21 protein-coding genes are annotated in these 25,898 nt (G+C 52.7%); 11 read left to right on the top strand and 10 right to left on the bottom strand.

Annotated features, from left to right (window positions below; all coding sequences use genetic code 11):
* Positions 1–12: 12 nt before the first annotated feature.
* On the top strand, positions 13–1,941 hold the full coding sequence (locus Ga0123461_RS09680; protein WP_100278144.1) for a penicillin-binding protein activator: 1,929 nt from the start codon (positions 13–15) through the stop codon (positions 1,939–1,941).
* A 113-nt stretch (positions 1,942–2,054) separates the two neighbouring features.
* Here the strand turns inward: Ga0123461_RS09680 and Ga0123461_RS09675 are convergent, their stop codons facing one another.
* The 4 genes from Ga0123461_RS09675 to hflD form a co-directional block, all read right to left on the bottom strand.
* The gene (locus Ga0123461_RS09675) at positions 2,055–3,572 is read right to left on the bottom strand and encodes a SulP family inorganic anion transporter (protein ID WP_100278143.1); all 1,518 of its coding nucleotides are present in this window, start codon (positions 3,570–3,572) and stop codon (positions 2,055–2,057) included.
* A 112-nt stretch (positions 3,573–3,684) separates the two neighbouring features.
* Positions 3,685–4,347: an OmpA family protein gene (locus Ga0123461_RS09670; protein ID WP_100278142.1), complete on the bottom strand. Its 663-nt coding sequence runs from the start codon at positions 4,345–4,347 to the stop codon at positions 3,685–3,687.
* Positions 4,344–4,595, bottom strand: coding sequence for a hypothetical protein (locus Ga0123461_RS09665; RefSeq protein ID WP_100278141.1), 252 nt, complete (start codon positions 4,593–4,595; stop codon positions 4,344–4,346). Before Ga0123461_RS09665 ends, Ga0123461_RS09670 begins: the two co-directional genes overlap by 4 nt.
* 85 nt (positions 4,596–4,680) lie before the next feature.
* On the bottom strand, positions 4,681–5,340 hold the full coding sequence (gene hflD, locus Ga0123461_RS09660; protein WP_100278140.1) for a high frequency lysogenization protein HflD: 660 nt from the start codon (positions 5,338–5,340) through the stop codon (positions 4,681–4,683).
* 40 nt (positions 5,341–5,380) lie between these two features.
* Here hflD and Ga0123461_RS09655 point away from each other — a divergent pair, with 40 nt between their 5' ends.
* The gene (locus tag Ga0123461_RS09655) at positions 5,381–6,178 is read left to right on the top strand and encodes a ferritin-like domain-containing protein (RefSeq protein WP_100278139.1); all 798 of its coding nucleotides are present in this window, start codon (positions 5,381–5,383) and stop codon (positions 6,176–6,178) included.
* Between the two features lie 3 nt (positions 6,179–6,181).
* Here the strand turns inward: Ga0123461_RS09655 and Ga0123461_RS09650 are convergent, their stop codons facing one another.
* The gene (locus tag Ga0123461_RS09650; protein ID WP_100278138.1) at positions 6,182–9,187 is read right to left on the bottom strand and encodes a PAS domain S-box protein; all 3,006 of its coding nucleotides are present in this window, start codon (positions 9,185–9,187) and stop codon (positions 6,182–6,184) included.
* Between the two features lie 181 nt (positions 9,188–9,368).
* Between Ga0123461_RS09650 and Ga0123461_RS09645 the strand changes: the two genes are divergently transcribed.
* Both Ga0123461_RS09645 and Ga0123461_RS09640 read left to right on the top strand, forming a co-directional pair.
* Positions 9,369–10,610 carry a DUF1015 domain-containing protein gene (locus Ga0123461_RS09645; RefSeq protein WP_100278137.1) on the top strand — a complete coding sequence of 414 codons (1,242 nt, stop codon included), beginning with the start codon at positions 9,369–9,371 and terminating at the stop codon, positions 10,608–10,610.
* Between the two features lie 93 nt (positions 10,611–10,703).
* Positions 10,704–12,062 carry a YihY/virulence factor BrkB family protein gene (locus tag Ga0123461_RS09640; RefSeq protein ID WP_100278780.1) on the top strand — a complete coding sequence of 453 codons (1,359 nt, stop codon included), beginning with the start codon at positions 10,704–10,706 and terminating at the stop codon, positions 12,060–12,062.
* Positions 12,063–12,153: 91 nt separating this feature from the next.
* Here the strand turns inward: Ga0123461_RS09640 and Ga0123461_RS12615 are convergent, their stop codons facing one another.
* From Ga0123461_RS12615 to mfd, 4 genes are all read right to left on the bottom strand, one after another.
* Entirely contained in the window at positions 12,154–12,663 is a 510-nt protein-coding gene (locus tag Ga0123461_RS12615; RefSeq protein WP_232710134.1) for an outer membrane protein, read from the bottom strand.
* A 66-nt stretch (positions 12,664–12,729) separates the two neighbouring features.
* Positions 12,730–12,873, bottom strand: a complete 144-nt coding sequence (locus tag Ga0123461_RS12610; RefSeq protein WP_232710132.1) for a hypothetical protein — start codon at positions 12,871–12,873, stop codon at positions 12,730–12,732.
* Between the two features lie 192 nt (positions 12,874–13,065).
* Positions 13,066–14,154 (bottom strand): phosphoserine phosphatase SerB, encoded by a 1,089-nt coding sequence (gene serB / locus Ga0123461_RS12605; protein ID WP_232710128.1) that lies wholly within the window; start codon positions 14,152–14,154, stop codon positions 13,066–13,068.
* 33 nt (positions 14,155–14,187) lie between these two features.
* The gene (gene mfd / locus Ga0123461_RS09625; RefSeq protein ID WP_100278136.1) at positions 14,188–17,553 is read right to left on the bottom strand and encodes a transcription-repair coupling factor; all 3,366 of its coding nucleotides are present in this window, start codon (positions 17,551–17,553) and stop codon (positions 14,188–14,190) included.
* A 257-nt stretch (positions 17,554–17,810) separates the two neighbouring features.
* Here mfd and mgtE point away from each other — a divergent pair, with 257 nt between their 5' ends.
* From mgtE to Ga0123461_RS09590, 7 genes are all read left to right on the top strand, one after another.
* The gene (mgtE, locus tag Ga0123461_RS09620; RefSeq protein WP_100278135.1) at positions 17,811–19,172 is read left to right on the top strand and encodes a magnesium transporter; all 1,362 of its coding nucleotides are present in this window, start codon (positions 17,811–17,813) and stop codon (positions 19,170–19,172) included.
* A 58-nt stretch (positions 19,173–19,230) separates the two neighbouring features.
* The gene (trxB, locus tag Ga0123461_RS09615) at positions 19,231–20,172 is read left to right on the top strand and encodes a thioredoxin-disulfide reductase (protein ID WP_100278134.1); all 942 of its coding nucleotides are present in this window, start codon (positions 19,231–19,233) and stop codon (positions 20,170–20,172) included.
* Between the two features lie 225 nt (positions 20,173–20,397).
* Complete coding sequence (locus tag Ga0123461_RS09610; protein WP_100278133.1) at positions 20,398–20,625, top strand: hypothetical protein; 228 nt, start codon at positions 20,398–20,400, stop codon at positions 20,623–20,625.
* Between the two features lie 242 nt (positions 20,626–20,867).
* A complete protein-coding gene (locus tag Ga0123461_RS09605; RefSeq protein ID WP_100278132.1) occupies positions 20,868–23,402 on the top strand; it encodes a hybrid sensor histidine kinase/response regulator in 2,535 nt (844 codons plus the stop codon).
* An 83-nt stretch (positions 23,403–23,485) separates the two neighbouring features.
* Positions 23,486–24,064 carry a D-glycero-alpha-D-manno-heptose-1,7-bisphosphate 7-phosphatase gene (locus tag Ga0123461_RS09600; protein WP_232710126.1) on the top strand — a complete coding sequence of 193 codons (579 nt, stop codon included), beginning with the start codon at positions 23,486–23,488 and terminating at the stop codon, positions 24,062–24,064.
* 2 nt (positions 24,065–24,066) lie between these two features.
* On the top strand, positions 24,067–24,783 hold the full coding sequence (locus Ga0123461_RS09595) for a lysophospholipid acyltransferase family protein (RefSeq protein WP_100278131.1): 717 nt from the start codon (positions 24,067–24,069) through the stop codon (positions 24,781–24,783).
* A gap of 123 nt (positions 24,784–24,906) precedes the next feature.
* On the top strand, positions 24,907–25,227 hold the full coding sequence (locus Ga0123461_RS09590; RefSeq protein ID WP_100278130.1) for a hypothetical protein: 321 nt from the start codon (positions 24,907–24,909) through the stop codon (positions 25,225–25,227).
* Between the two features lie 136 nt (positions 25,228–25,363).
* Here the strand turns inward: Ga0123461_RS09590 and Ga0123461_RS09585 are convergent, their stop codons facing one another.
* Entirely contained in the window at positions 25,364–25,870 is a 507-nt protein-coding gene (locus Ga0123461_RS09585; protein ID WP_100278129.1) for a DUF4389 domain-containing protein, read from the bottom strand.
* Between the last annotated feature and the right edge of the window lie 28 nt (positions 25,871–25,898).

Below are 25,898 nucleotides of genomic sequence, written 5' to 3'. Positions count from 1 at the left end.
CCTCACGCTGCAATGGCGGCATCACCTATTGGTTGGATAAAAATAGTAGTGGCTACGGTCTGTGCGTTGCTGCTGCTGAGTGGTTGTCAGCCGAAGCAGCCGGGATCCCTGGTTAAGGAGAGACTCTCTGCCAGGGTGCTGCTTGATGCGCCTCAGAGTGCTGCAGAAATCCAACTGCTGATGCAGCAAGCTAGAGCCGGGGAAGACCTTGAGCGCATACTGGCCGAATTCGACCGCCTGATCCGCGATGGTGCAGCACCGATTAGCGAAGAGGCATCCTTTCGCAAGGTGCAGCTGATGCTTGAGAACCAGCGGCCCGGTTCTGCAGAGGCCCTGCACGCGGTGATGAATAAGTATCCCAACCATGCGCTGGTTCCCTATGCCTCATACTGGGTAGCCAAATGGTGGCTTGCTCAGGATGAGCCAGGACGAGCACTGGAACGGATGAAGTGGGCCCTGCAGGACAAGCGCCTGACCCGAGAGCTTGCTGATGCCATCTTCGATCTTGCACCTCCGATAGCTCAGGATGTTCCCGAGCGGGATGCAGTGAGCTGGTTCCTGGTTGCGGCAGAGGTCAATGCAGGCAGTCGGGACAGCTGGCTTCGATTGGCTGCCCGTCGTGCCTCAATGGAGACAATCGAACAGATTCACCGCGATGGTTCGCTATCACCGGAGCTTATGCCGCTGTTCGACCTGCATGCTGGGCGTGCCCGCCTTATGACAGGTGATCGCGAGGCAGTGCGTCGTATTGCCGAACTGCTTTCGCTGGCGATGCCAAATCATGCCAATGCAGCGCAACTCAATGCTTGGGCATCCGGCGAGTTAAGGGCTGCAACGATCGGTGTCATGTTGCCGCTGACTGGCCGTTACGCACGTTACGGGCAGGAGGCGCTTAATGGCCTTCGTATTGCGCTTGCCGATGTTGGCAGCGGCGCCTATATCACCCTGCGCGTGGAGGATACGCAATCCAGCAGTGAGAGGGCGGTGATCGCCTATAAACGGCTTGCTGACGAGTCGGTAAATCTGATTATCGGACCATTGCTCTCAGAAACTACCGAGGCACTGATTCCGCACCTTAAGCAGGGATTGCCCGTGGTTAGTTTGACCGGCCGTATTGACCTGGCGCAGCAGTCGAAGGCGCTTTTTGTACATACGCTTTCTCCATTGGCTCAGGTTTATGTGATGGCTGATTACGCATGGCAGCATGACGCCCGACGCATGGTGGTGATTACTGATACCTCTGCAAATCAGACGGAATCTGAGATGTTTACCTCATCCTTTGAGGCGCTTGGTGGCGAGGTGATGCATACCCTGCAGCTAGATAGGCGCGTGATGGATCAGCGCAGCAGGCTAAGAGAGCTTCGCCATGAGACTGATGATGAAGAACTTCTGGCCGAACTGGATGAAGACCTGCACCTGTTCCTGCCGAAAATGGATATGGAGATGCACATGCCTGCCGGCTTTGATGCACTCTATCTAGCACTGGATGGAAAGCAGGTCTCTCTGCTGGCAGGCCAGCTTGCTTATGCAGATATCTCCGACATTCCGATTTACGGCAGTAGTCGCTGGCAGGATGGTCACCTGATGGATGACCGCGGCCGCTACCTTTCAAGGGCTCGCTTTGCAGCTTCAAATACATCCGTTGATCTGCAGGGCGATCTGGACGATGCGGTGCTTCACCGTTTCCGTTTTGTGCATCGTGAGGTGTGGGGTAATGACAGGACATCGGAGTTGATGGCGCTGGCCTATGATACGATGCGTATTGCCACGGTGATGACCAGTCGTCTGGGGCTCTCAAATACTGAGCTGAGTCGTGAGCTGCACGACAGCGAAGGGTTTCCCGCCATCACGGGGCATGTGCGCTTTGATGATTCCGGCATTGGCCAGAAACAGCTCGATATTTTCAGGATTAAAAAGGGGAAGATCGTTCCTGCAGGTTAAGCTGATTTGTCTTTAATCGTGCTTTTTCGGTAAGGCATCCGTGATTGATCAGGAAGATATACGACTAAAGGAACAGTGACACTCAATGATTGTCTGAGCACCTTAGCTTATGGCTAAGCCAGCTTATCGTCGGCGACGTGGTAGTGCGGGTCTTCCTTGATATTGATCTCAACCAGATCACCGGCATTTTCCAGCAGTGCTTTACACTCGATACTCAGGTGACGCAGATGCAGGGTTTTACCCTCTTTCATATATTTCTCAGCCAGGTTATCAATTGTCTCAATGGCAGAATGGTCAGCCACACGTGAGTGGGCAAAATCGACAATCACATCTTCCGGGTCATTTTTGATATCGAAGAGCTCATTGAAACGATGAATCGAGGCGAAGAAGAGCGGGCCATGGATCACATAGATCTTGCTGCCATGTTCATCAATTTTTACATCGGCGTAAACATGACGCGCCTGCTTCCAGGCAAAGATCAGGGCGGTGGCAATCACACCAACGATCACGGCAGTCGCAAGCTCTGTGGCCACCGTTACACCTGCAACCAGTATCGTAATAAAGGAGTCCTCGCGGGGGACCTTGTTGAGCATGTTGAATGTTCCCCACTCAAATGTTCCAATCACCACCATAAACATGATGCCGACAAGCGCTGCCACAGGAATCATCTCAATCAGAGGTGAGCCGAAGAGGATGAAGCTGAGCAGGAAGAGGGCTGCGGCAATGCCGGAGAGGTTGCGCAGGCCACCGGAGGAGATGTTGATCATACTCTGCCCGATCATCGCACAGCCACCCATGCCACCGAAGAAACCGGTAACGATGTTGGCACTGCCCTGACCGATGCAGACGCGGTTGCCCTTGCCACGGGTGTCGGTCATCTCATCAATCACACTCATGGTTAGCAGGGATTCGATCAGGCCGATGGCAGCGAGGATGAAGGCATAGGGGAGGATGACCTGCAGGGTTTCGAGGTTAAACGGAATCTCAGGGATATGGAATGGCGGGAAACCGCCACCGATGCTGGCAATGTCACCGACAGATTTGGTGTCGAGCCCCATGAAGATCACGATCATCGAAATGACAATAATAGCGGCAAGTCCTGACGGAATGGCGCGGGTGAGTTTTGGCAGGAAGTGCATGATCAGCATGGTCAGCAGGATCAGGCCACCCATAATATAAAGCGGGGTGCCACTCATCCATGAACCGTCAGTAGACTGGAACTGTTTGAGCTGGGCGAGGAAGATTACGATGGCCAGGCCATTGACGAAGCCGAGCAGTACCGGATAAGGCACCATTCGGATGAACTTTCCGAGCTTTAGCAGTCCCGCACCGACCTGAATAAGACCCATCAGCACGACGGTGGCGAAAAGGTATTCAATGCCGTGCTGCGCAACCAGTGCCACCATCACCACAGCAAGGGCTCCAGTTGCACCGGAGATCATGCCCGGGCGTCCGCCGATCAATGAGGTAATCAGGCCGACCATGAATGCAGCATAAAGGCCAACCAGCGGGTGCACGCCGGCAACGAATGCAAAGGCAACTGCTTCCGGAACCAGCGCAAGGGCTACGGTAAGACCGGAGAGAATATCGTCCTTGGCTTTGGCGGCATGATCGTAATAGAGCTGAAACATTGGGGGGACTCCTGTTGGGGCGTGGCACTCTAGCCCGTAATGATAGGAGTGCAAAAAAATACGGGCCGCCAATGGCGACCCGTACTAAAAGACCGGATCCGTTAAGGGTGGCTTATTTCATGACGCGAAGTTCAACGCGACGGTTTTGTGCGCGCCCTTCACTGCTGCTGTTGTCAGCGATTGGTTGCGATTCGCCATAGCCTTTAGAGTTTACCCTGTCGGCCTTGATGCCATGAGATACCAGATAGTCCATCACGCTGGCAGCACGGCGCTCAGAGAGTACCTGATTGTACTTGTCACTGCCGGAGCTGTCGGTATGAGCGGCAACTTCAACATTGATCTCAGAGCGACGGTTTAGTGTGGCAACGGCTTTATCAAGGCGGGCGGTGGATGTGGCAGTCAAATCAGCGCTGTTAAGCTCGAAGTTGATGCCATCGAGTTTAATGACTTCAACCACTTTAGGTGCTGGTTTTGGAGCTGGCGCACAGTTTTTGGAACCCTGTGTGCGTGCTTCATTGGCTTTTGCAATTGCCTTTGCAGCCAGTGAGGAGTTCTCATCGGGATGAATGCCGTGCTCTGAGTATTCGTGAGCTGCCCAGTAGAGTGAAGCTACAGCCTCAGCCTGCAGTTTGGGTGCACAGCGCTCGGCACCTGCAGCCTTGGATGCAGCAACGGCTGCTCGAGCCTCTGTTAGCTGATCAATTTCGATATTGGTATGGGATGCACATGCAGCAAGTGACATAGATGCTGTCAGAATCATAACGCGTTTCATCATTGTGCACCTCCAGCCTGAGCGGCATGCTCTTCAGCCATCTTAATGAACTCCTGTGCAGTTTGTGTGTCGTGTTCACCTTTTTCTGTCACAGCGATAGTTGCAAACTGGCGTGCAAGCTCTGCGTGGTAGTTGTTATTACCTTCAACCTGTGCCCTGACTTCCTGAGCTCTATCTTCAACGCTTGTAAGTCCTGCATGGGCTGGCAGGCTGAAAGCAAGCAGTGAAAATAAAAAAAGTATTTTTTTCATAAAAGACCCCCTTGTTTGAATCTATAAGTCCTATCATAGCAGGAATTCTTACCATCGGAAGGGGGCAGTCAGGATGCGAAAGGGGCTAATCCAGGGTTATGGCCTTTTGTAATAGTTCCAGTTCACGCAGCAGGGCTTTTCTTCTGAACAACAGGGTCATGTGACCACCGCCATGGGTGCGCCATAGATGTGCTGCACGCAGGCCAGCCATCAGAAGGACTCGTACGCGATGCGTATTATCGCTCTGGCTGAGAAACTCCGATTTTCCGCGCACGATGATCCGTTGCTTCATGGTGCTTATTGTTTCCCCGTAGAGATCGGCAATCGCAGCAATCACGCTGGGATGTGTGGCGCTTCCGAAATAGTGTTTCTGTTTATCGATGCGGGCCATGCCATCGGCCAGTTTTCGGCGCATATCAGCATTTCTGCTCAGACGCTGTTCGATGCTGAGAAGGCCCGCACTGTAGCTCAACAGCGCTTTACCCTGAGGCAGGGGTTTTCCCTGCAGGACTTCAATGCTGATTCGGATGCCGGTGCGCAGATGGTTTAAGCCGCCGTACAGATCAGCCGGAGATTTATGTTCCATGCTGTCGATAAAAATACTTTCGATTAATGCTCTGCTATCCTCGGCATCGGCCAGTCCTTTGCGGGCAATAGAGTCGACCAGATAGACCGCCTGCGTCAGGGCAGCAAGTGCGATGACTCGTCGGTTCAGAGGCGTTGTGTGGAGTGATGATGCTGACATAGGCCGATATGCTGGAGTGTGAAACGGAGTTGCTCAAGAGATGAATGAATTGAGGGATGGTGCGCGTTGCTGTTTGCTGCTTGCCGATGTGGATGAAAAGCTTGCTCGGGTCCGGGATCTGAGTCGTTCGTGGCAGGCAGGAGCCCTGAAACTGGACAGGGAGAGTGATCCGGAACCTGTTGACCAGCCGGGCAGGCCTGAGCACCCCGAGCTAATAAAGGCAAGCCGTGTGAAGCGACGCGGTTTTGGTACTATAGAGGGGCGGGCGATCATGATGCACGCGATCGCCCATATCGAGTTCAACGCGATTAATCTTGCGCTTGATGCCGTGCAACGCTTTTCCGGCATGCCTGAGGCGTATTACACCGACTGGCTTGGCGTTGCCGCCGAAGAGGCTTATCACTTCGATCTGATTCGCGCCCACCTGCGCCATCTGGGGGCGGATTACGGTGATTATGTTGCCCACGGTGGTTTGTGGGAGATGTGCGAGAAAACAGCCTACGATGTGCTGGTTCGCATGGCGCTGGTGCCGCGTGTGCTTGAAGCGCGGGGGCTCGATGTCACACCGGGTATTCAGGAGAAACTCAGGCAGGCCGGTGATGAGAATGCCGCCACGATTCTTGATGTCATTTTGCATGATGAAATTGGTCATGTGGCCATCGGCAATCGCTGGTACCACTACCTCTGCAAACAGAGGGGGCTGGAGCCGGTGCCTTTCTTTCTGGAGCTGCTCGATAAACACTATCCGAAGGGGCTGTTCGGCCCGTTTAATATCGATGCAAGAGAGCAGGCCGGTTTTACAGAGAGCGAGATAAAACTACTGACAGCTACGCTTTAGTTACTACTTCAGCCTGTCATGGATCAGGCGACTTAGTTCAGACACCTCATAAGGCTTGGCGAGCACGGTCTCCTTGTCACTCATATCCTGACTTTGCAGCACTTTCATTTTGTCGTAACCGGTCGTGAATATGCATTTGATGGCAGGATTGATTTTGCGCATCTCCAGCAATGCATCGTAGCCACCCATGATTGGCATCACGACATCGAGAATAAGAAGTTTTATCGCATGATGGTGAATCATAAAGGTTTCTACGGCTTCCTGGCCGTTGCTGGCCGTGAGCACATTGTAGTTAAGACCTTCAAGAATCTCGCTCACCGTACTGATCAGCGACAGATCGTCATCAACCAGCAGGACTGTCTCGCCATCGCCGGTTTCAACCAAGATACTTTGTTCACCCAGCAAATGCTGCGCACCTACTTCTGGCTCCAGCAGTGGAATATAGATGTCGAAACGGGTGCCATTGGGTTTGTTGCTGCTGGCTTCGATAAAGCCCTTATGGGAGTGCACGCAACCATAGACCATGGAGAGACCAAGTCCGGTCCCTTTGCCCACCTCCTTGGTGGTGAAAAAGGGTTCGAATATGTGGTCGATATCCTCCTGGGCAATACCATGTCCGTTGTCGCTTACAGATATCTGCGCAAAGTCGACTGCATCCGTTCCCGGGTGGTGGTCAAGGAATGAGGGGTCAGCAGTGAATCGTTTCAGTTCGATGCTGATTGCAGGCTTTTCAACCCCTTCCAGGGCATCCCGTGCATTATTGATGAGGTTGAGCATCATCTGTTGCAGCTGGTTGACATCGGCCTGGATATACATCGATTCGTTGCTGATAATGTAGCTGAGATGGATGTTCTCGGGAATGGATACCTTGTGAATTTTGCTTGTCTCCTTGAGAAAAGAGGGGAGGTAGAGTTGCTCCATGTTGATGACGCTGCGGCGAGAGAATGCCATGAGCTGCCGGATCATCTCGGATGCCTGAAAAGAGAGAGTTTCGACTATGTTTAATTTCTTAAGGATTTCCGGCCGGTCGGCCAGCTGTTTTTTGATGAGATAGAGGTTGCCGGTGATGCCTGCCAGCGTATTGTTGAAGTCGTGGGCGATGCCTCCCACCAGTGTTCCGAGCGCCTCCATCTTCTGAGCCTGATGGAAGCGCTCCTCCAGCGCCTCGTACTCCTGAAGATTCTGCTGCAGGCCGATGAAATGGGTGATTTCACCGGACTCGCAAGTGATCGGTGAGATAGTCAGGATTGCAGGAAACTGGCTGCCATCCTTGCGTTTGTCGATAATTCTTCCCTGCCATGTCTCGCCATTTTTGATGGTTTTCCACATCTCCTGATAAAAGCGGAGGTTCTGTTGGCCGCTGTTCAGGATTCTCGGGTTCTTGCCAACTACCTCTTCCTGTTTGTAGCCGGTAATGGAGCAGAAGGCAGGGTTCACATACTCGATGCTTCCCTCTAGGTCGGTGATGATAATCGATTCCCCAGCCTGTTCGATCGCCTGTGAGAGCTTATGGATTTTCTCTTCACTCTGCTTTCTCTCACTCAGGTCTCGAATGAAAGCAGTGAACACGGTGCTCTCGCCGGTTTTAACAGGTGTGATCGAGAGTTCAATTGGGATCTCATGGCCATTCTTGTGAAGAGCCAGAGTTTCAAGCCGTTTTCCAAGCATCGGTGCCTGATCACCTGGTAGATGTTTCTCCATGCCCCGCAGGTGTTCTTCACGGTGTAGGAGCGGAATGATGGTGTCGGCAATGGACTGGCCAAGGATCTCAGCTTCGCTGTAGCCGAAGGTCTGCTCCGCCATTTTGTTGAACTCAATGATAAGGCCTTGGTGATCAATGGTGATCACGCTGTCCAGCGCTATGCGTACCGCTTCGTGCATCCTTGCCTCTGCCATGCGGGCAGATGCCTCAGCCACTCTCTTGCTGACGATAGCCCTGGCAAGAAACCAGAAGATCAATGCGATGAACGGCAATGACAGCAGGCTCCAGAAAAGCATTTTGGATCTGGTTTCGGCAAGTATGAGGTCGAGATCGGCGGCCGAATTAAAGGCGACGATCTTCCACTCACCAAGCGCCAAACTGTTGCTGATATCGTAATGCGGCATAATTTTCTGCAGAGGGTTGAGGCTCGTGAAACAGTAGATGCCTTTGTCTAGCTTCAGATATCCGCTCTGCTTAAGAGCGAGTTGCTGCCAAGCTTCGCCATGATTGCTCTGGAAACGCACCTCTTTTTTTCCTTCAAACATGAAACCCCACTCAAGTCCGTGAGGGTTGCTGTGCAGCCAGTATCCATCGCGGTTGAGCAGATGGGAGAGCTCCGGCTTTTCGGCATGGATATTGATAAAGTGGTCGAGCATCTGCTGTCCCAGATAGTTGGCGATGATTACACCAAGTCGCCGCCCTTCTGAATTCATCAGTGGTGTTGCGAAACGGATCATCGGTTTATGGGGAACCTCAATCTCTCCAAGCTCGATATTGAGATCAAGCGGAGAGATATAAACCTCTCCCTTCTTCAGCTTTAACGCTTCCCTGAAATAGTAGCGGTCCGCTTTTGATTGCAGTTTCTCCTGCGGTACGACGGTCGCATTGGTGCCATCAAAGTTGATGCGTATCCGCTCCATACCGTTGTTGTCGATCAGGCGGATCTGGTCGTAGATTTTTTTTGCCTGAACGAAACTCTGTAGCTCGAGGGTAGCGTCGAGCACCTGCTCGTTGTCAGAATCATTCACCCCCTCCTGCAGCTCGGTTTCGCTTGCGAGGAAGAGAATATCGGAAATGATCAGCCGAAAGTCCTGAGCGATCACCTCTTTCTGCAATTTAATCATGCTCTGGTTCTGCTCTATCAGGAGATCAATGCGGCTCTTTTTCTCTATGGTATAGATCGAGTAAGCAGCGGCGGTAATAAGCAGAGCAACAGGCAGAAATGTGGCGAGAAAATAGGAAGTTACTCCCCAATGGCGAGTAGAAAAGGCGTTGCTCTCCTGAGCGGCAACCGGTGAATCGGACATGATTGAGAAATTAGCATGTTTTATACCATATGGGGAATGTTTTTCCACGATGGATAACAGAAGTCGTTCACTGCAACAGCCAGACGAGTGGCGGTTGTCTGCTTGCCGTTGCGGGTCATTCGGATCAGGATTTCCGTACGGGCGTTATGCTGATGCCTGCAACATTAATCTGGAGTTTCCCATGTCCCTGATCCGCCCGTTTGCAGGCCTGAGGCCTACCGCCAAATTTGCCGATGCAGTGATTGCGCCGCCCTATGATGTACTGAACAGCAGTGAGGCGAGGGCACAAACTGTGGGTAAACCCTGGAGCTTTCTTCATGTATCCAAGGCGGAGATCGACCTGCCAGAGGATACCGATCCCTTTGATGCTTCTGTCTATACGAAGTCGGCCGAGAACTTCAACCGCATGCTGGCTGAGCATGTGCTCGTTCAGGGCGAAGCCCCGTGTTATTACGTCTACCGGCTGAAAATGGGTAAGCATGTGCAGACAGGCATTGCCGCCGTCGCATCGGTGGATGCTTACGATGCAGGCCGCATCAAAAAGCATGAGTTTACCCGTCCTGTCAAAGAGGATGACCGGGTACGCCAGATTGATGCCCTGAGTGCGCAGACCGGCCCTGTGTTTCTGGTTTACCGGGCCAATGCAGTTGTGGACGCTATCCTTGTCGAGGTTGCGGCTAATAGCCCTGACATGGACGTCACTGCCGATAGTGGCGTTCAGCATACCCTATGGGTGATTCGCGATTCCGATCAGATTACAGCCATCACCAGCGCATTCGAAGCCATGGATGCACTCTATGTGGCTGATGGTCACCATCGTTCAGCTGCTGCCTCACGCGTGGCCGCGGCCCGCAAAGCATCCAATCCTGCTCACACGGGGAATGAGGCGTACAACTACTTCCTCAGTGTTATTTTTCCGCACGATCAGATGTATATCCTAGACTACAACCGTGTAGTTCGTGACCTTAATGGTCTGGATGCCAACAGCCTGATCGCCCGTATCGGGGAGTCTTTCGATGTCGAAATGGCCGATGAACCGGTTCACCCTGAGTGTGCGGCTAGTTTTGGCATGTATCTGGATGGCTCTTGGTATGCATTGACCATCCGGGAAGAGCTGGTTCCACAGGATGATCCGGTGGCACGCCTGGATGTATCGCTACTGGCGGCCAACCTGATCGAACCTCTGTTGGGTATCTCCGATCCGCGTCGTGATCCGCGCATCGATTTTGTTGGTGGTATTCGTGGTCTTTCAGAACTTGAGAAGCGGGTGGACTCTGGCGAGATGGCCGTTGCCTTTTCAATGTTCCCGACCTCAATGGATGATCTGATGGCCGTAGCTGACTCCGGTGAAGTGATGCCGCCGAAATCGACTTGGTTCGAGCCGAAGCTTGCCGATGGCGTGGTTTCTCATCTTCTCGACTGATTAGCTCTGTCGGCAGGAATTGATGCAATAATGGGCTATAATTATTTTAGACGATGAAAACAGAACGAGGTGGATGTTATCTACGATCAACTGATGAAATTGAAAGCAGCCGTCATGCAGATGCTCTGGCCGGAAGATATCGAGTCGTTCCCCGGTTGGAAGGTGCTGCTTGCCCGTACCCTGCAGGTCACCTTTGCCGTAGTGCGAGACTTTCTCGATGGGCAGCTCACCCTGCGTGCGATGAGTCTGGTTTACACGACACTGCTCTCGCTGGTGCCTCTTCTGGCACTGACTTTCTCCGTACTCAAAGGTTTTGGTGTTCATAACCAGCTTGAGCCGGTTCTGCTGAACACCATGTCGGCTCTCGGTGACAAGGGTATTGAGATAGCCAGGCAGATTGTCAGTTTCGTTGAAAATATCAAAGTGGGCGTGCTGGGATCTCTGGGGCTGGGTATGCTGATTTTTACCGTTGTGTCACTGCTCTACAAGATCGAGAAATCCTTCAATTATACATGGCATATAACCCAGCCCAGACCGATGGGGCAACGTTTCAGTGAATACCTGAGCGTGGTGCTGGTCGGGCCACTGCTTATTTTTTCCGCTCTCGGCATGACGGCATCGCTGATGAGCTCCACCATCATCCAGAGACTCTCCGAGATACCTGTTCTCGGCTGGTTTGTGGCTACCATCGGCAACCTGGTTCCCTTCGTGCTGGTGATCATTGCTTTTACATTTGTTTATATCTTTATGCCCAATACCAAAGTGCGGGTGGGACCTGCACTGATTGGAGGAGCCGTTGCAGGTATTGCCTGGGAAGCTTCGGGCTGGGTGTTCGGAAGCTTTGTTGTTAATTCTGCCAACTACACAGCTGTCTACTCCGGCTTTGCCATTCTGATCATGTTTATGATCTGGCTGTTTGTCAGCTGGCTGGTGTTGCTGCTCGGCTCCAGTATCGCCTTCTACTGCCAGCATCCCGAACATCTGGGAAGCCGCCGCGGTCAGCTGGAGTTAAGCGCTCAGGTGACAGAGAAGCTCTCTCTGCTGGTGATGTTCTTTATAGGCCGCCATTACTACCGTAACGAAAAAGGCTGGCATCTCGATGATCTGGCACGCTGGCTGGGTGTGCCTTTGAATGTGCTCGAAGTGGTGTTGAGTAAACTGCATGATCGTCAGCTCATTCTCAGCACCAGTGAAGCATCGGCACCTTATGTGCCTGCCCATGATATGGAGACGCTGCAGGTTAAACAGATTCTCGATGCCGTTCGTGCAGGTAATGAGGTGAGTGACATGATCGCCTGGCGATTGCCGCTGGAGCCGGTAGTGGAAGGGATCGTGCAGGGGGCGGATGAGGCCGTTGATCGCGCCATGCATCAACAGACGCTAAAGCAGATGGTGCTTGCCGGTATTGAAGGTGAAGCAGCTGAGAGCGGCAAGGTTGATCCAGAACTGTAACCTCTGCTCAGGAGCGGGCGTTCCGAGAAGATAACAGTGAATTAGCAAAGGCAGCCATCCGGCTGCCTTTTTCATGTTTGCAACCAGGTGATCAGAGAGAATTGAGGGAGGGCGAGCTGGGCGATGGCGACCGACGGGCAAATGAAAACGGGGAGGCGTTATGCCTCCCCGCACCTTTTAAACAGCGCTCTTGCCGCTGAGTCTCTAGAGCAGCAGCTCGTGGCTTTACCCCTCTTTTAGAAGTGGTAGGTCGCTGTGCCAGTAATCCCCCACATTCTTGCCTCGGAGTTGGCTGCGAAGACGCTGCCTGCACCTGTACCCATTCGGCACCAACGGAGATCTGGTCATCGATCTTGTAATCAACGCCAGCGCCAAAGCTAGCTCCGGTTTTTATCTTGCTCTGGGTGAGCGAACTGGCGGCACTTACTGATTTACCTTTAATCTTGGCGGTGGTGCCGCCAACAAGCATGAAAGCGTCGAAGTTGGAAGCAACTGGGTATTTGATCTTGGCTAGGTAGGAGACGAATGTTGGGCTGGAAAATGTGAGTTCCGTATCCCCTGCATAGGTCTGCTTATCCTTGCCTGTCAGGCCGATACGCATTTCAGCAGCAAAGAACTCACTGAAGTCCGCGCCAAACTTACCGTAACCACCAAATGAGGCTTTTTTCTAGTCAATGCCAACAGCCTTGTAGTCGACGCTGATGGCGCCAAGTCCGAGGCCTGTGTAGAAGTTAAGATTCTCTGCCTGCGCGGTTGTAACAGCGCCGACAATACCCATGCCAACTACTGCAGTTGCGATCATTTTTTTCATCTGAATTGTCTCCTTGATACGACTGAGAAGTGACGCCGCGATTTTGATGGCGGCAACGTACAAAACGATTCTGAATTGATAGACTGGGTGTGCGCAATTGCGTCACTGCGCAACTTCGGCTTATGTGCTGTTATCCGAATTCAGTGGCTATTACAGGGTTCCTTTATGAGCAGATCCTGAAGATGGAGGCAATCATAGAAGGTCGAGGGCGCGATCCAGGCCGCCGTAGGAGAGGGCGTAGGGGGCCAGTTCGCGCACACGCGGTTTGGCGTGGAAGGCGATGCCCATGCCTGCAACTTCGATCATTGGTAGGTCGTTGGCACCGTCACCAATGGCGATGGTCTGTGACATCGGGATGGCCCACTCCTTGGCCTTGGAAAGCAGGGCTGTGCGTTTGCTGTTGGCATCAACGATATCGCCGATAAAGCCACCAGTCAGTTTGCCATCGACAATCTCCAGTTCATTGCCCATGGAGAAATCCAGCCCCAGCTTCTTTTCGAAGTGGCTGGTGAAGAAGGTGAAGCCCCCGGAGACGAGCCCGGTTTTCCAGCCGTGCGCCTGCAAACCTCGGATCAAGGCCTCGGCACCATCGGTGAGCCTTATGCGCTCATCAAGTACGCGCTGCAGCACAGAGGCATCAAGCCCTTTGAGCAGCTTAACGCGCTCGGTAAAGGAGGCGGCGAAATCGAGTTTCCCCTCCATGGAGAGTTGGGTGATGACGGCTACCTGCTCCTTGATGCCCATGAAGTCGGCGATCTCATCGATGCACTCGCACTGGATCAGGGTGGAGTCCATATCCATCAGCAGCAGGCCGGGTTCGGCAAGATTCGGAGAGGGTTTAAGCGCGGTGACCGCGATATCCACCCCAAGTCGCTCAGATAGCGGACGCAGGCGCATGGTCATTGTTGCGGTATCAGAATTTCCTGCCAGAAGCATGCGGCAGTGGCCGGGCTGCGTACTAACCTGAAGGATGCCAATGCGCTCGAGTATCAGCGATTCACAGATCTCCTTGAAAGAGTCGAAATCATCACAGCCGAAGATATGGGCGTTCATGTGTGCCGCTTCCAGTTCAGACTGCCAGATATCGAGACGCTTTCCTTCCTGCAGGCTGATCTGCATCTGCACCGCTTCCAGCGTGGCGCAGCCATAATGTTCGCGCAGCCGGTAAGCATCATGCGTGCTGCAGAGAAGCAGTTGCCCGCCACCGGGGACATTGAACAGCGGCGAGTTAACAGAAATCGGCAGCGCATAGTTTGGCGGCAGCAGGAAGTTACTCAGCATTATTACGGCTCCTAAGGTGTGAAAGCTCTGGGCTTACAGTGAAGAACTATCCAACAGCGAGTCAAGAAAGGCAATGCAGCCTTTCAGTCGTTCGCGACTATCGGTTTCGCTTTGCAACAGGGTGAGGTTGCCGTCCGGCGTAAGCCTGAAGCGGTTCGGTTCACGCTGTACGCGCATCAGTAGATTGACCGGTTCAATCGGAGAATCGGCGGTGAAATTCAGGCGTACACCCTGAGTCGAGACACGAACCGATGCCAGTGCCAGAGCCTGGGCACGCCAGCGGATACGGGCCGATTCGAGGCAGTATTTCGCCTCATCCGGCATGCGCCCGAAGCGATCGGTCATCTCCTCAAACAGCAGCGTAACCTGACTGTCATCACTGGCACGATAGATGCGCCGATAGAGATTCAGTCGCTCACCCGGTTGCGGCACATAATTCGGTGGCAGAATGGCATTGATGGCGAGGTGCATATCGGTCTGCTGCACAGGCTTCTTGGGCTGGCCACGTGCTTCGGAGACCGCTTCAGTCAGCATCTCCATGTACATGTCCAGTCCGATCTCCTCAATCTTGCCGCTTTGCTCCGCTCCCAGCAGGTTGCCCGCGCCACGAATTTCCATGTCCTGGCGGGCCAGCAGGAATCCGGCACCAAGCTCACTATGTTCGGCAATCGCCTGCAGTCGCTCACGTGCATCTGCAGTCATGGCACGTGCATCGGGGGTGAAGAGGTAGGCGTAGGCCTGACGATGGCTGCGGCCAACACGTCCTCGAATCTGGTGCAGCTGCGAGAGCCCCAGAAGGTCGGCGCGTTCAATAATCAGCGTATTGGCATTGGGCACGTCCAGCCCCGACTCGACAATGGTGGTACAGACAAGGATGTGCAGGCGCCCCTCATAGAATGCCACCATCTGCCGGTCCAGTTCGGCCGGACTCATCTGCCCATGGGCAATACCAATTTCCGCCTCAGGCAGATCCTCCCTCAGTCGGGCTGCAATGCGCTCGATACTTTTAACATGGTTGTGCAGGTAGTAGACCTGACCGCCGCGATAGAGCTCACGCCGGATCGCTTCATTGGCGATATGGGTATCAAAGCTTGATACCATGGTGCGAATCGCCTCACGCTCAGCAGGCGGAGTGCTGATAATCGATACAGACCTTAAGCCTGAAAGGGTCTGGTGCAGGGTACGTGGAATCGGGGTGGCGGTGAGTGTGAGTAGATCAACACCGACATTCAAGGCCTTGAGTTTCTGCTTGTGTTTTACGCCAAAGCGCTGCTCCTCATCGACGATCACCATGCCGAGATCAGCAAATTCAAACTGTTCGGAAAGCAGGCGATGGGTACCGACTAGCAGGCGGATTTCACCACCGGCAAGTTCGCGCCCGATACGTGCGGTCTCTTTTACCCCTTGTAGTCTGGAGATCATCTCAACCTTCAGTCCGGTACCGGAAAAACGTTCGGAGAAGCTGGCAAAGTGCTGGTTGGCCAGCACAGTGGTTGGGGCGAGGATCGCCACCTGACGCCCAGACTGGGCAACAACAAATGCCGCACGCATCGCCACTTCTGTTTTACCAAAGCCGACATCACCGCAGATCACACGGTCCATTGGCTGATCGCGTGTCAGGTCAGCCAGGACTGCATCAATCGCATCAGCTTGATCATCGGTCTCCTCAAACGGGAAGCGGGCCACGAACTCCTCGTAGGCATCAAAAAGCTCCCCTTCAAGCTTGCATGGCTGGCGTTGTACGCCGGTGCGTTCAGCCTCTACCTCTATCAGTTCATGCGCCATGGCCAGAAGATCGCGCTGTACACGTTCTCGGGTGCGCTTCCACTTTTCGGAGCCTAGAGTGTTGAGTTTTGGTGAATCATCGCCCGTATAGCGATGCAGTCGGCTTAACTCTTCAACCGGTACGAAGACATGGGCACCGGAGGCATATTCGATCTTGATGAAGTCAGCCAGATCTTCTTCATCGCCCATCGTTTCAAGGCCGTGGTAGCGACCGACGCCGTGGTCCTCATGCACAACGGGATCACCCACCTTCAGTTCAGCAAGGCTGTTGAAGATATCGGCATGCAATACAGTGGTGCCGCGACTGCTGCGTTTGCGCGGCAGTCGCTGACCAAGCAGTTCGCGTCCAGTGAGTAGCAGCAGCTTCTCTTCTGGAAGGGCAAAGCCGGCATCAAGATATCCGATACAGCTGCTCAGTTTCTGGCCGCTGCCGATGTTCTGCGGGTGCAGTTCCGGAATTGAGTCAGCGAGTCCGCCACAGGCCTCAAGCATGCGCTCCTGCTGGCCAAGACCGTGGGCGATCAGGCTGATGCTCCAGCCCGCATCTAGCCGCTGCTGGAGTGCTTCCTGCAGCGCGTGCAGCGGCTTTCTGCTGCCGAAATCGGTGATTGATGGTGCTGACTCGACAGGGGTGGCGCTTAGTGACTGGCAGGGGCTCGGGGTATCAACGGCAAAGAGCTCCTGCGGGCTGATGCTGGGCTCGGAACTTGCCTTCACCATTTCAAACTGGGCGCGTACCTGCCCGGAAAAAACAGACTGCTGTTCTGCCAGCCCCTTTAGTGAATAGATGGCCGTCTCTTCAGGAAGGTAATCAAGCAGGCGAGCCGTGTTTTGATAGGCCAGAGGCAGCAGCGCCTCGATGCCGGGATGCGGACGGCCGGCCATGGCAGCAGCTAGCATCGGATGCTTGCGCAGTTGCGGGAACCGTGCTCGGAAGGCGGATGCAAAAGTCTCCTGACCTGCTTTATCGAGGATTACTTCGCGAACAGGCACCGAGGTGAAGCGATCAAGCTCTTCGCCACTACGCTGGGTTTCAGGGTCAAAGCGGCGGATTGATTCAATTTCATCACCAAACAGATCGATGCGCAGCGGGGTGACTTCGGTGGCAGGCCAGACATCGAACAGGCCGCCACGGGCAGCAAATTCACCCGGTGCGAGCACGCGCTCGGAAGCGATCATACCCGCCTCGCTCAGGCGCGATTTAAGCGTGCTGATATCAAATGTGGCATTGCGCTCAAGCTGCCATACATGCGAGGCCACCGTTTCAGGTGGTGCGATACGCTGCAGCCAGGCTGGAAGAGCGGTAAGGAGTAGGCCTTTGGGCGCGGGTGTATTCAGCAGACGGCCGAGGGTTGCGAATCGTTGACCGACAATACCGTGATGCGGTGATACGCGGTCATATGGAAGCACCTCCCAGGCAGGGAATCGCCAAAGAATATCCGGTTCCTCCTGCAGGAAAAAAGCGAGCTCCTCGATCAGTTGACGGTAGCTGCGCAGATCGGGACAGATCCATACGGAGAGTCTGTCGGTGCGGGCAAGCCCGGCCAGTTGCCAGGCAAGGCCTGTCATCGGAGAGGGGTTGTCTGGCTTCTCTATTGTACTGGTCGTTTTCATCGGGCGCCGCATCCTGCCGGAAAGCGCTTCAGGCAGCTACTTGCTTGGTCCGAATAAGATTCCGGAGCGGCTTTACTTGACCAGCGTGGTATCTGTCGGATGTTACGATATCAAGAATAATCTGTTCAAATTTGTGCTGCTGTTCATCTGAATATACCTCTGCTGCGGCGTGGATTTAACCCGGAGTGGTTGACCATTTCATGCCCGTGGCCTGTCGTGTAGAGTTGCAGCGTTCGATATTTTAAAAGGAGGGTGCAGTGCATAATCACGATGACAGCCAGGCACTGCTAAGCAGCAAAGAGGCCCTCCATCTCGCCAAATGGGACGAGGCACGCCTTGAAGAACTGCTGTCAGAGATGCACGGCTCGGAGCTGGGTGAACTGCTGCTCTCCTGCCGCAAGGACAGTGAGCGCCAGACTCTGATTGAATATATTCCCGATGAGTTGCTCGGTGATGCCCTGCTGGAACTGCCGGAAGGCATGCAGGAAGATATGCTGGCTGACTTTAATTCCAGCGAGGTCGAGGATGTTGTAGAGCACCTTGATTCCGACGATGCGGCCGACATTCTTCAGGCTGTCGACAAGGGCGTTGCCGATGAGGTGATTGAGCGGCTGGAGCCTGCAGAGCGCCGCGAGATTGAGTCGCTGCTCTATCATGATGAGGAGTCTGCCGGTGGCATGATGCAGGCGGAGCTCTTCAAGGTGCGTCAGGATTGGAGTGTTGAGAAGGTGCTGCAGGTGCTGCGTCGTTTCGGCAAAGAGATCGAAAACCTCAACTATGTTTATGTTGTTGATAGTGATGATCTTCTGGTTGGCGTTATCTCCCTGCATGCGTTGCTGTTTTCCGAGGCTGATGTGGTTGTTAGCCAGCTTGCAAAAGCCGATTTTCCGCGTGCTCTTGCCGGGCAGGATCAGGAGGATGTTGCGCATATCTTTGAAAAGTACGATGTGTTGGCACTGCCGGTTGTTGATGAGCAGGGCGTACTGATCGGGCGCATCACCGCCGATGACGTGATCGATGTGATTCAGGAAGAGGCAACCGAGGATATGTACCGACTGGCTGCTTTGTCGGATGATGACGACCTGGCAGAACCGGTCGGTGTTACTGCACGCAGACGTGGCGTATGGCTGGCTGTGAATCTGCTAACGGCCATTGCCGCTTCGGTTGTGATTGCCCAGTTTGAGGCGACGATTGCTCAGGTGGTGGCGTTGGCGGTTTTGATGCCGATTGTCGCCAGTATGGGTGGTATTGCAGGTACTCAGACACTGACGGTGATTGTGCGCGGCATTGCACTTGGCAGGGTTACCTTTGACAATGCCCGCCGCACGCTTATCAAGGAGGTGTCGGTTGGTTTGGTTTCCGGGGTCAGTTTTGCAGTGGTGATTGGTACTATTGCATCATTCTGGTTCCCTGAACTGGGCATTCGGTTGGGCTGGATTATTGCCGCAGCGATGCTGCTTAACCTGTTTGCGGCTGCCCTTGCCGGAGCCATGATTCCACTAACCCTGAAGCGGCTGAATATCGACCCTGCTTTGGCATCCGGAACGATTCTGACTACGGTCACTGATGTGGTCGGTTTCTTCTCGTTTCTTGGCCTGGCGACACTGTTCCTCATCTGATTGCCATTCAAAGGCGTGGCGCTAGGTTTACTATCACTTTTTTCTTATGGAGTTCTCAATGTCTGAAGCTGTTCATCACCCTCTCATTATTCTCGGTTCCGGACCTGCCGGTTACAGCGCCGCGATTTATGCAGCCCGCGCCAACCTCAATCCGGTTGTGATTCAGGGTCAGCAGGCTGGTGGCCAGCTGACGACCACGACCGATGTTGATAACTATCCGGGCTATAAGGATGGTGTGCAGGGTCCTGAGATGATGGAAGATTTCAAAGCTCAGGCCGAGCGCTTCGGCACCGAAATCATATGGGACCATATCAACGAGACCGATCTCTCTTCCCGCCCGTTCAAACTCTTCGGTGACGATGGCAGCTACACCTGTGATGCACTGATTATCGCCACAGGTGCTTCCGCCCAATATCTGGGTCTGCCAAGTGAAGAGGCATTCTCAGGGCGTGGTGTTTCCGCCTGTGCAACCTGTGATGGTTTCTTCTATCGCGGCAAGGATGTGGCGGTGGTCGGCGGTGGTGATACTGCCGTGGAAGAGGCACTCTATCTGGCCAACCTCTGCAACAAGGTGACCCTGATCCACCGCCGCGATGAGCTGCGTGCCGAGAAGATCATGCAGGACAAGCTTCTGGCGACTGAAAACATTGATGTGGCCTGGTGCAGCACTACTGACGAGATCCTCGGTGATGACATGGGCGTGACCGGTATCCGTTTGAAATCCACTATTGATGGCTCTACACGCGAATTGGATGTGCATGGTGTATTTATCGCTATTGGCCACAAGCCGAACACCGGCTTCCTGGGCGGCCAACTGGAGATGGATGAAACCGGTTACCTGATTACCAAGGGCAAGAGTACAGCCACTTCGGTCGAGGGCGTATTTGCCGCAGGTGATGTGGCTGATCCGGTTTACCGTCAGGCAGTCACCAGTGCCGGCGAAGGGTGTAAAGCGGCACTGGATGTCGAACGCTGGCATGCCTCGCAGAAACAACCTTAGAGAGCAGTAGCATCAGGCATATAAAAGGGCGTTCTTGATAGAGCGCCCTTTTATCGGATATCCATCTAATGGTTTTCGATTGTATGCAGGCTAAATATTTGATCTACAGGCTTGTATCCGCAGGTCGATTGACCAGGGGGCAATTATTTCACCTGCCCTGTTGCCGTAATGAAGATAATGTCTCAGCTGCGCAACAAGCGTATTACTTAAATAAGGGGAATAAATATGTTTCGTAACCTTCTGATTAAACTGATGGCGCTGGCTTTTTTATTTGGCTTTAGCATGACTCCGGCAATGGCCAGTTCCGACAAGCATGAGAGTAACCATAAATCATCACAGCATGATAAAAATGACCACGAAAAGAAAAAACATGACGATGATGACTCTAAAAAACACGATAATGACGATTCTAAGAAGCACGACGATGGTGACTCTAAGAAGCATGGCCACTGATTCATTGGGTTGATGAGATAGAAGGGCGCCCCTGTTCAGGGGTGCCTTTTTCTTTGCCTCGAACAAGAATAATCTTATAGAAATGTCGACTTTTTGAAGGGTGTCCTTTTTTATGCCTCCGCGCAGCAGGACGAATTTGGCCGCGGTGCAAACCACTGGCCTCTTTATTGCTTGGGCGATACGTTGCAACAGTGGAATGACAGAAGTTGGAGAGGGTATGCAGGGTTTGACAGGGAGACGGTGTGGATAGAATAACGGATAGCGCCTATCGCAGCGATTTTCTCGCTGTCGCTGTTGCAATCGCTACTGTATGGCTGGCGGGCATCTATTTAGATCTCTTCGAGGTCATTCACACCTACCTTCACGCCTTCGAGCAATTCCAGCTTGATGAGCTGCTGATGGCCATACTATCTCTATCAATCGGTGCATCCTGGCTCTCCTGGCGGCGCTGGCAGGAGAGTGAGCAGGCTCGAGTTGTTTTGAAGCAATCGGAAGCGCGGCTTATGGATACTCAGGCGAAATATGACGAGGTTCAGATGTTGGCTCACCTGGGCCACTGGGAACTTGACCTTATCACCAGTGAACTGACGTGGTCGGATGAGAATCATCGCATATTCGGCGTGGAACCCGGCAGTGTTAATACCTATGACACATTTCTGGAAACAGTACATCCTGATGACCTGGAGTATGTAAACAGCTCGTATCTGATCTCTGTTGAAAACAGAACCAATTACGATATAGAACACCGCCTGCTGCTGCCTGATGGCTCGATCAAGTGGGTGCGCGAACGCTGTAATACCTATTATGGCGAAGACGGTAAGCCATTGCGATCCATTGGCACCGTGCACGATATCACTGAGTTCAAACGCGTGCAGAAAGGGATTGAGGAGAGTCATGCGCGCTTCTCCGGCATTATCGACCAGGCCGAAGATGCCATTGTTACGATCAACAGTGATCAGAAGATTGTGCTCTTCAACAGCTCGGCTGAGAGGACCTTTGGTTACTCTCAACAAGAGGTTATCGGGCAGCGGCTCGAGCTGTTGTTGCCGGAGCGCTTCCGGGTTGGACACCATAAGCATGTTGAAGGATTCCAGAGCAATTCAGCCGATCATATGATTAAGTCTTGTCGAGGACTGACTGGACTGCGCAAAAATGGTGAGGAATTCCCCATTGATGGATCAATTTCCAGCCAGAAACTCGGAGATTCAGTTGAAATGACGATCATCTTTCGTGATATCTCCGAGCAGCTGAAATCACAGGAGCTGTTGCGCAAGGTTTCCAAGGCAGTCGAGGAGGCGGGTGAGGCTATTATGATCACCGATTGCAATGCAGTGATTGAGTATGTGAATCCGGCCTTCTGCACAAACACAGGATATTCGCTGGAGGAGGTGGTCGGCAAAAACCCCTCAATCCTTAAAAGCGAGGCGCAGGACCCGAAACATTACGAGAATCTCTGGAGTACAATCAGCAGAGGCGAGGTATGGAGTGGAGCGCTCATCGACCGGCGCAAGGATGGTAGTTACTACCCGGCCATGATGACCATCTCTCCTATCCATGACGAGCTCGGAGAAATCACCCATTACGTATCCCTCCAGCAGGATATGACTGAATACAAAAGGATGGAGGAGCAGTTCCTGCAGGCTCAAAAGATGGAATCGATTGGTACACTGGTTGGCGGCATTGCCCACGATTTCAATAATATGCTGGCGGCTATCGAGGGGAACCTCTATCTGGCCAAGATGAAATTGACAAAGAATGAGCCAGATAAGGTGTTCAGTAAAATTGAGAATATTGAGAAGATCAGTCTCTCGGCGGCCGAGATGGTGAAACAGCTTCTCACCTTTGCCCGTAGGGACTCAGTCTCAATGACTAACTTGCCACTTAAACCTTACCTGAAAGAGGCGCTTAAGCTTTCCAGAAGTGCAATCCCGGAAAATATCGAGATTGTCCCCGACCTTTGTGACGATGAACTTCATATCCAAGGGGAGAGCACACAGATTCAGCAGTTGGTGATGAACCTACTCAACAACGCACGCGATGCACTCTCGGGCGTTGCTGAGCCGAAGATCACGGTTCAACTCAGCCTGTTTGTTTTGAATGAACAATTCAGGCGTGACCATCCTGAAATATCCAGTGATACCATGGCGCTATTAACCATCGCTGATAACGGTTGCGGTATCTCAGAAGCTAACCAGGATAAGGTATTTGAACCATTCTTTACCACCAAAGGGGTTGGCAAGGGGACAGGACTTGGGCTTGCCATGGTGTTCGGGGCTGTCAAAAGGCACGGCGGTGTCATTGAGTTGGAAAGTGGCAAGGACTCTGGAACCGAGTTCAGGATTTATCTGCCGCTGGTGACTGAGGCTACCGAAGATATTGCTGAGCACAGCAGTAATATCGCCATTGGTCAAAATGAAACAGTTCTCCTCGTTGATGACGAAGAAATGTTGCGAGAAACAACATCTGAGTTGTTGAAAAATCTTGGTTACAGGGTGCTAGAGGCGGCTGATGGGCAAGAGGCGCTGCAGGTGTTCAGCGAGAATGTGGACGAGATATCGATACTTATCACCGATATCGTGATGCCGAAGATGGGCGGGGTCGAACTGGCTGAAGAGGTGCGCAAATTGCGCGGGGGTATCCCGGTCATCTTTATTACCGGTTACGACAGGCATCAGACCCTTGCTGCCGACAGCGAGGGTTCTGACAGGAGCATGTTGTTGAGTAAGCCTTTTAATATTGACGGCCTCAGTCACTCCATCCGTAAGCTGATCGAGTGAGGGTGCGCTGAGATACCAGCGCTCCCGTAGATTTTATTCTGCTCCATCTTTTCATTGTAATGCATGCTGCGTATGGTTCATCCATGTCGAATCAGCCTGTGTTTTTTATACCCAAAGCCGTACTTCTGGATCGTGATGGTGTTATCAATTTCGATTCACCCGACTATATCCTTACGCCTGAGCAGTGGATTCCGATTCCCGGTAGCCTTGAAGCTATTGCCCGGTTAACGCAGACAGGCATCAGCGTAACCATTGTCAGTAATCAGTCAGCGCTTGGGCGCGGCATGATGGGGCAGGAGACCTTCAGTGCGATCCATGCCAAGATGATGCTAGCTATTGAGCAGGCCGGCGGTTTCATTACGCATGTCGCTTACTGTCCGCATGGGCCTGAGGATGCCTGCCTCTGCCGGAAACCGTTGCCTGGTATGGTGCATGATTCGCTTGTTGCCCTGGAGCTTTCCGACTCGCCTGAACAGGCGCTGTTTATCGGTGACTCCATTCGCGATGTGGAGGCTGCATCTGCAGCCGGTGTGCCAGCGATGTTGGTGCAGAGTGGTTATGGTGATAGTGATGCGATTCTGCAGAAATCACGTCTTCTGATGCCGGATATCATGGCCTTTGCCGATCTTGCAGCTGCAGTTGATTTCATCATGGGAGAATAGTGATGCTGGCCATACGATCAGCCCTGTTTAACGCCTGTTTTATGATTCTTACGCCGCTCTTCTCGCTGCTGGTTATCCTGTTTCGTCCGTTTGGCTTTTCAGCATCATGGCTGTGGGCAAAAATGTGGTCGAACACCATATTCCTGCTGCTAAGGCTGCTTTGCGGCATTCGCATTATAATCGAGGGTAAAGAGTTTATGCCCGATGAGCCTTGCGTGGTGATGGCCAAACATCAGTCGGCTGCGGAAACCGTGGCGATGCCGATTCTTGTGCCACCCTATACCTGGATCCTGAAGCGTGAACTGTTCAACATTCCCTTCTTCGGCTGGGCGCTGGCACTGATGGGGACTATCGGCATCCGTCGCGGATCCCCGCGTGAAGCGATTAAACAGGTGATTCACGATGGCAGGGATATGCTGGAGAAGGGGCGCTGGGTGGTTATTTTCCCCGAAGGGACGCGTTCGGAAGCCGGCAGTACGGGTAAATACCAGCCCGGCGGCGTGATCCTCGCCCACAAGGCGGAGTCCGGCATCCTGCCTATGGCACACAATGCCGGTGCGTTGTGGCCAAAACGCGGTTTTATTAAGAAACCCGGCACGATCACATTCCGTTTCCTGCCCTATATCACTGCGGAGGAGGTTAATTCCGTCCACCGAACTGAACTGCTTAAAAGGCTGGAGCGGGACATAGAGTCAGCCACCCGTGAACTGGGCGGATGATCGTTTCCGGCAAAAGAAGACATTCATGCAATCAGTTTTATTTCCGATAAAGTATTCATCATGCCAATACGAAATTCTGTAGACCTGAAAGAGCGAATTATTTATTCCACATGTGTAGGGATAATGAAACAGGATGATTTTGTTGAATATGTGAAAGAGATATGGAGCCATGATAAATATTATGGTTTCAATGAGTTGTTTGATGTCACACAAGCTGATTGGAGTGAGTTTAATTTTTCATATCTGATTGAGGTAGCAAAGAATGCCTCTCAACTGCGTACTATTGATATTAAGTCAAAGTTGGCTTGGGTGGTATTGGAAGGCAAGCAAAGAGAATTAACAGAATTTTACAAGTCAGCAAAATTGATGACTCCTGGCACTTCAAGAAAACTCGAAGCATTTAACTCAAAGGATGAGGCAATGCAGTGGTTAAGAATAAAATAACTAAAACTCCAATTTAACAAATAAATTAGCCATTAAGTGCTGGTTATTCAGAATGTCCGCTATTTGGCCGAAAGAAGATATAAAAAAGGGCGGCACCGAAACCGGGCCGCCCTTGTTATTTTAAGCGAAGGAGATTTTAGTCCTTTTTCACTTCGCTTTCGATGCCGCTTTCTGAAGCCGTATCAACAGGCTCATCAGCTTCTGGCGCATCTTCCGCAGGCATGGCGATCTCGGGCTCCTTCCTCTCTTCAGATTGAGATGCTGGAGATTCTGCGGCCACTTCAGGCTCGACCTTTTCAGTCGGCTGAACCGAAGTTTCTTCCGGGGCAGGAGCCTCATCTTCAGCTACGGCATCATCAAGCAGTGCAGCGGAGGATGGGAACTCATCGAATGGAAACGGGCGTTTCTCGGTATTGAAGCTCAGGTAACGGTAGATCTGGTAGAGAAAGGTAGCCAGTTGACTGCCGAATGAGAGCAGTTGCTCATTTTTATTACTGGTGAAAAGCACCCAGAGAAACTGAATGGCAATGACAGCCACCAGAATCACGCGCGTAGCGGCGAAAATAACTGCGAACAGCAGCATGAATACCAGCCGTATCCAGATATTAGTATCCATGACATTTTCTTTCAGATCATCACTCATGATAAACTCCTAATATTTTATGGCCTGG

Source organism: Mariprofundus aestuarium, assembly GCF_002795805.1.
GTDB classification, from domain to species: Bacteria; Pseudomonadota; Zetaproteobacteria; order Mariprofundales; family Mariprofundaceae; genus Mariprofundus; species Mariprofundus aestuarium.
This window is presented reverse-complemented; position numbering and strand designations above follow the sequence as displayed.

Bases quoted from the DNA above. Each gene is read 5' to 3' on its own strand.
- mfd (WP_100278136.1), bottom strand. From the start codon at position 17,553: ATGAAAACGACCAGTACAATAGAGAAGCCAGACAACCCCTCTCCGATG.
- trxB (WP_100278134.1), top strand. From the start codon at position 19,231: ATGTCTGAAGCTGTTCATCACCCTCTCATTATTCTCGGTTCCGGACCT.
- Ga0123461_RS09610 (WP_100278133.1), top strand. From the start codon at position 20,398: ATGTTTCGTAACCTTCTGATTAAACTGATGGCGCTGGCTTTTTTATTT.
- Ga0123461_RS09640 (WP_100278780.1), top strand. From the start codon at position 10,704: ATGAAATTGAAAGCAGCCGTCATGCAGATGCTCTGGCCGGAAGATATC.
- Ga0123461_RS09645 (WP_100278137.1), top strand. From the start codon at position 9,369: ATGTCCCTGATCCGCCCGTTTGCAGGCCTGAGGCCTACCGCCAAATTT.
- Ga0123461_RS12615 (WP_232710134.1), bottom strand. From the start codon at position 12,663: ATGCGTATCGGCCTGACAGGCAAGGATAAGCAGACCTATGCAGGGGAT.
- Ga0123461_RS12610 (WP_232710132.1), bottom strand. From the start codon at position 12,873: ATGAAAAAAATGATCGCAACTGCAGTAGTTGGCATGGGTATTGTCGGC.
- Ga0123461_RS09600 (WP_232710126.1), top strand. From the start codon at position 23,486: ATGTCGAATCAGCCTGTGTTTTTTATACCCAAAGCCGTACTTCTGGAT.
- Ga0123461_RS09675 (WP_100278143.1), bottom strand. From the start codon at position 3,572: ATGTTTCAGCTCTATTACGATCATGCCGCCAAAGCCAAGGACGATATT.
- Ga0123461_RS09650 (WP_100278138.1), bottom strand. From the start codon at position 9,187: ATGTCCGATTCACCGGTTGCCGCTCAGGAGAGCAACGCCTTTTCTACT.
- Ga0123461_RS09595 (WP_100278131.1), top strand. From the start codon at position 24,067: ATGCTGGCCATACGATCAGCCCTGTTTAACGCCTGTTTTATGATTCTT.
- Ga0123461_RS09585 (WP_100278129.1), bottom strand. From the start codon at position 25,870: ATGAGTGATGATCTGAAAGAAAATGTCATGGATACTAATATCTGGATA.
- serB (WP_232710128.1), bottom strand. From the start codon at position 14,154: ATGCTGAGTAACTTCCTGCTGCCGCCAAACTATGCGCTGCCGATTTCT.
- Ga0123461_RS09670 (WP_100278142.1), bottom strand. From the start codon at position 4,347: ATGATGAAACGCGTTATGATTCTGACAGCATCTATGTCACTTGCTGCA.
- hflD (WP_100278140.1), bottom strand. From the start codon at position 5,340: ATGTCAGCATCATCACTCCACACAACGCCTCTGAACCGACGAGTCATC.
- Ga0123461_RS09655 (WP_100278139.1), top strand. From the start codon at position 5,381: ATGAATGAATTGAGGGATGGTGCGCGTTGCTGTTTGCTGCTTGCCGAT.
- Ga0123461_RS09590 (WP_100278130.1), top strand. From the start codon at position 24,907: ATGAAACAGGATGATTTTGTTGAATATGTGAAAGAGATATGGAGCCAT.
- Ga0123461_RS09680 (WP_100278144.1), top strand. From the start codon at position 13: ATGGCGGCATCACCTATTGGTTGGATAAAAATAGTAGTGGCTACGGTC.
- Ga0123461_RS09665 (WP_100278141.1), bottom strand. From the start codon at position 4,595: ATGAAAAAAATACTTTTTTTATTTTCACTGCTTGCTTTCAGCCTGCCA.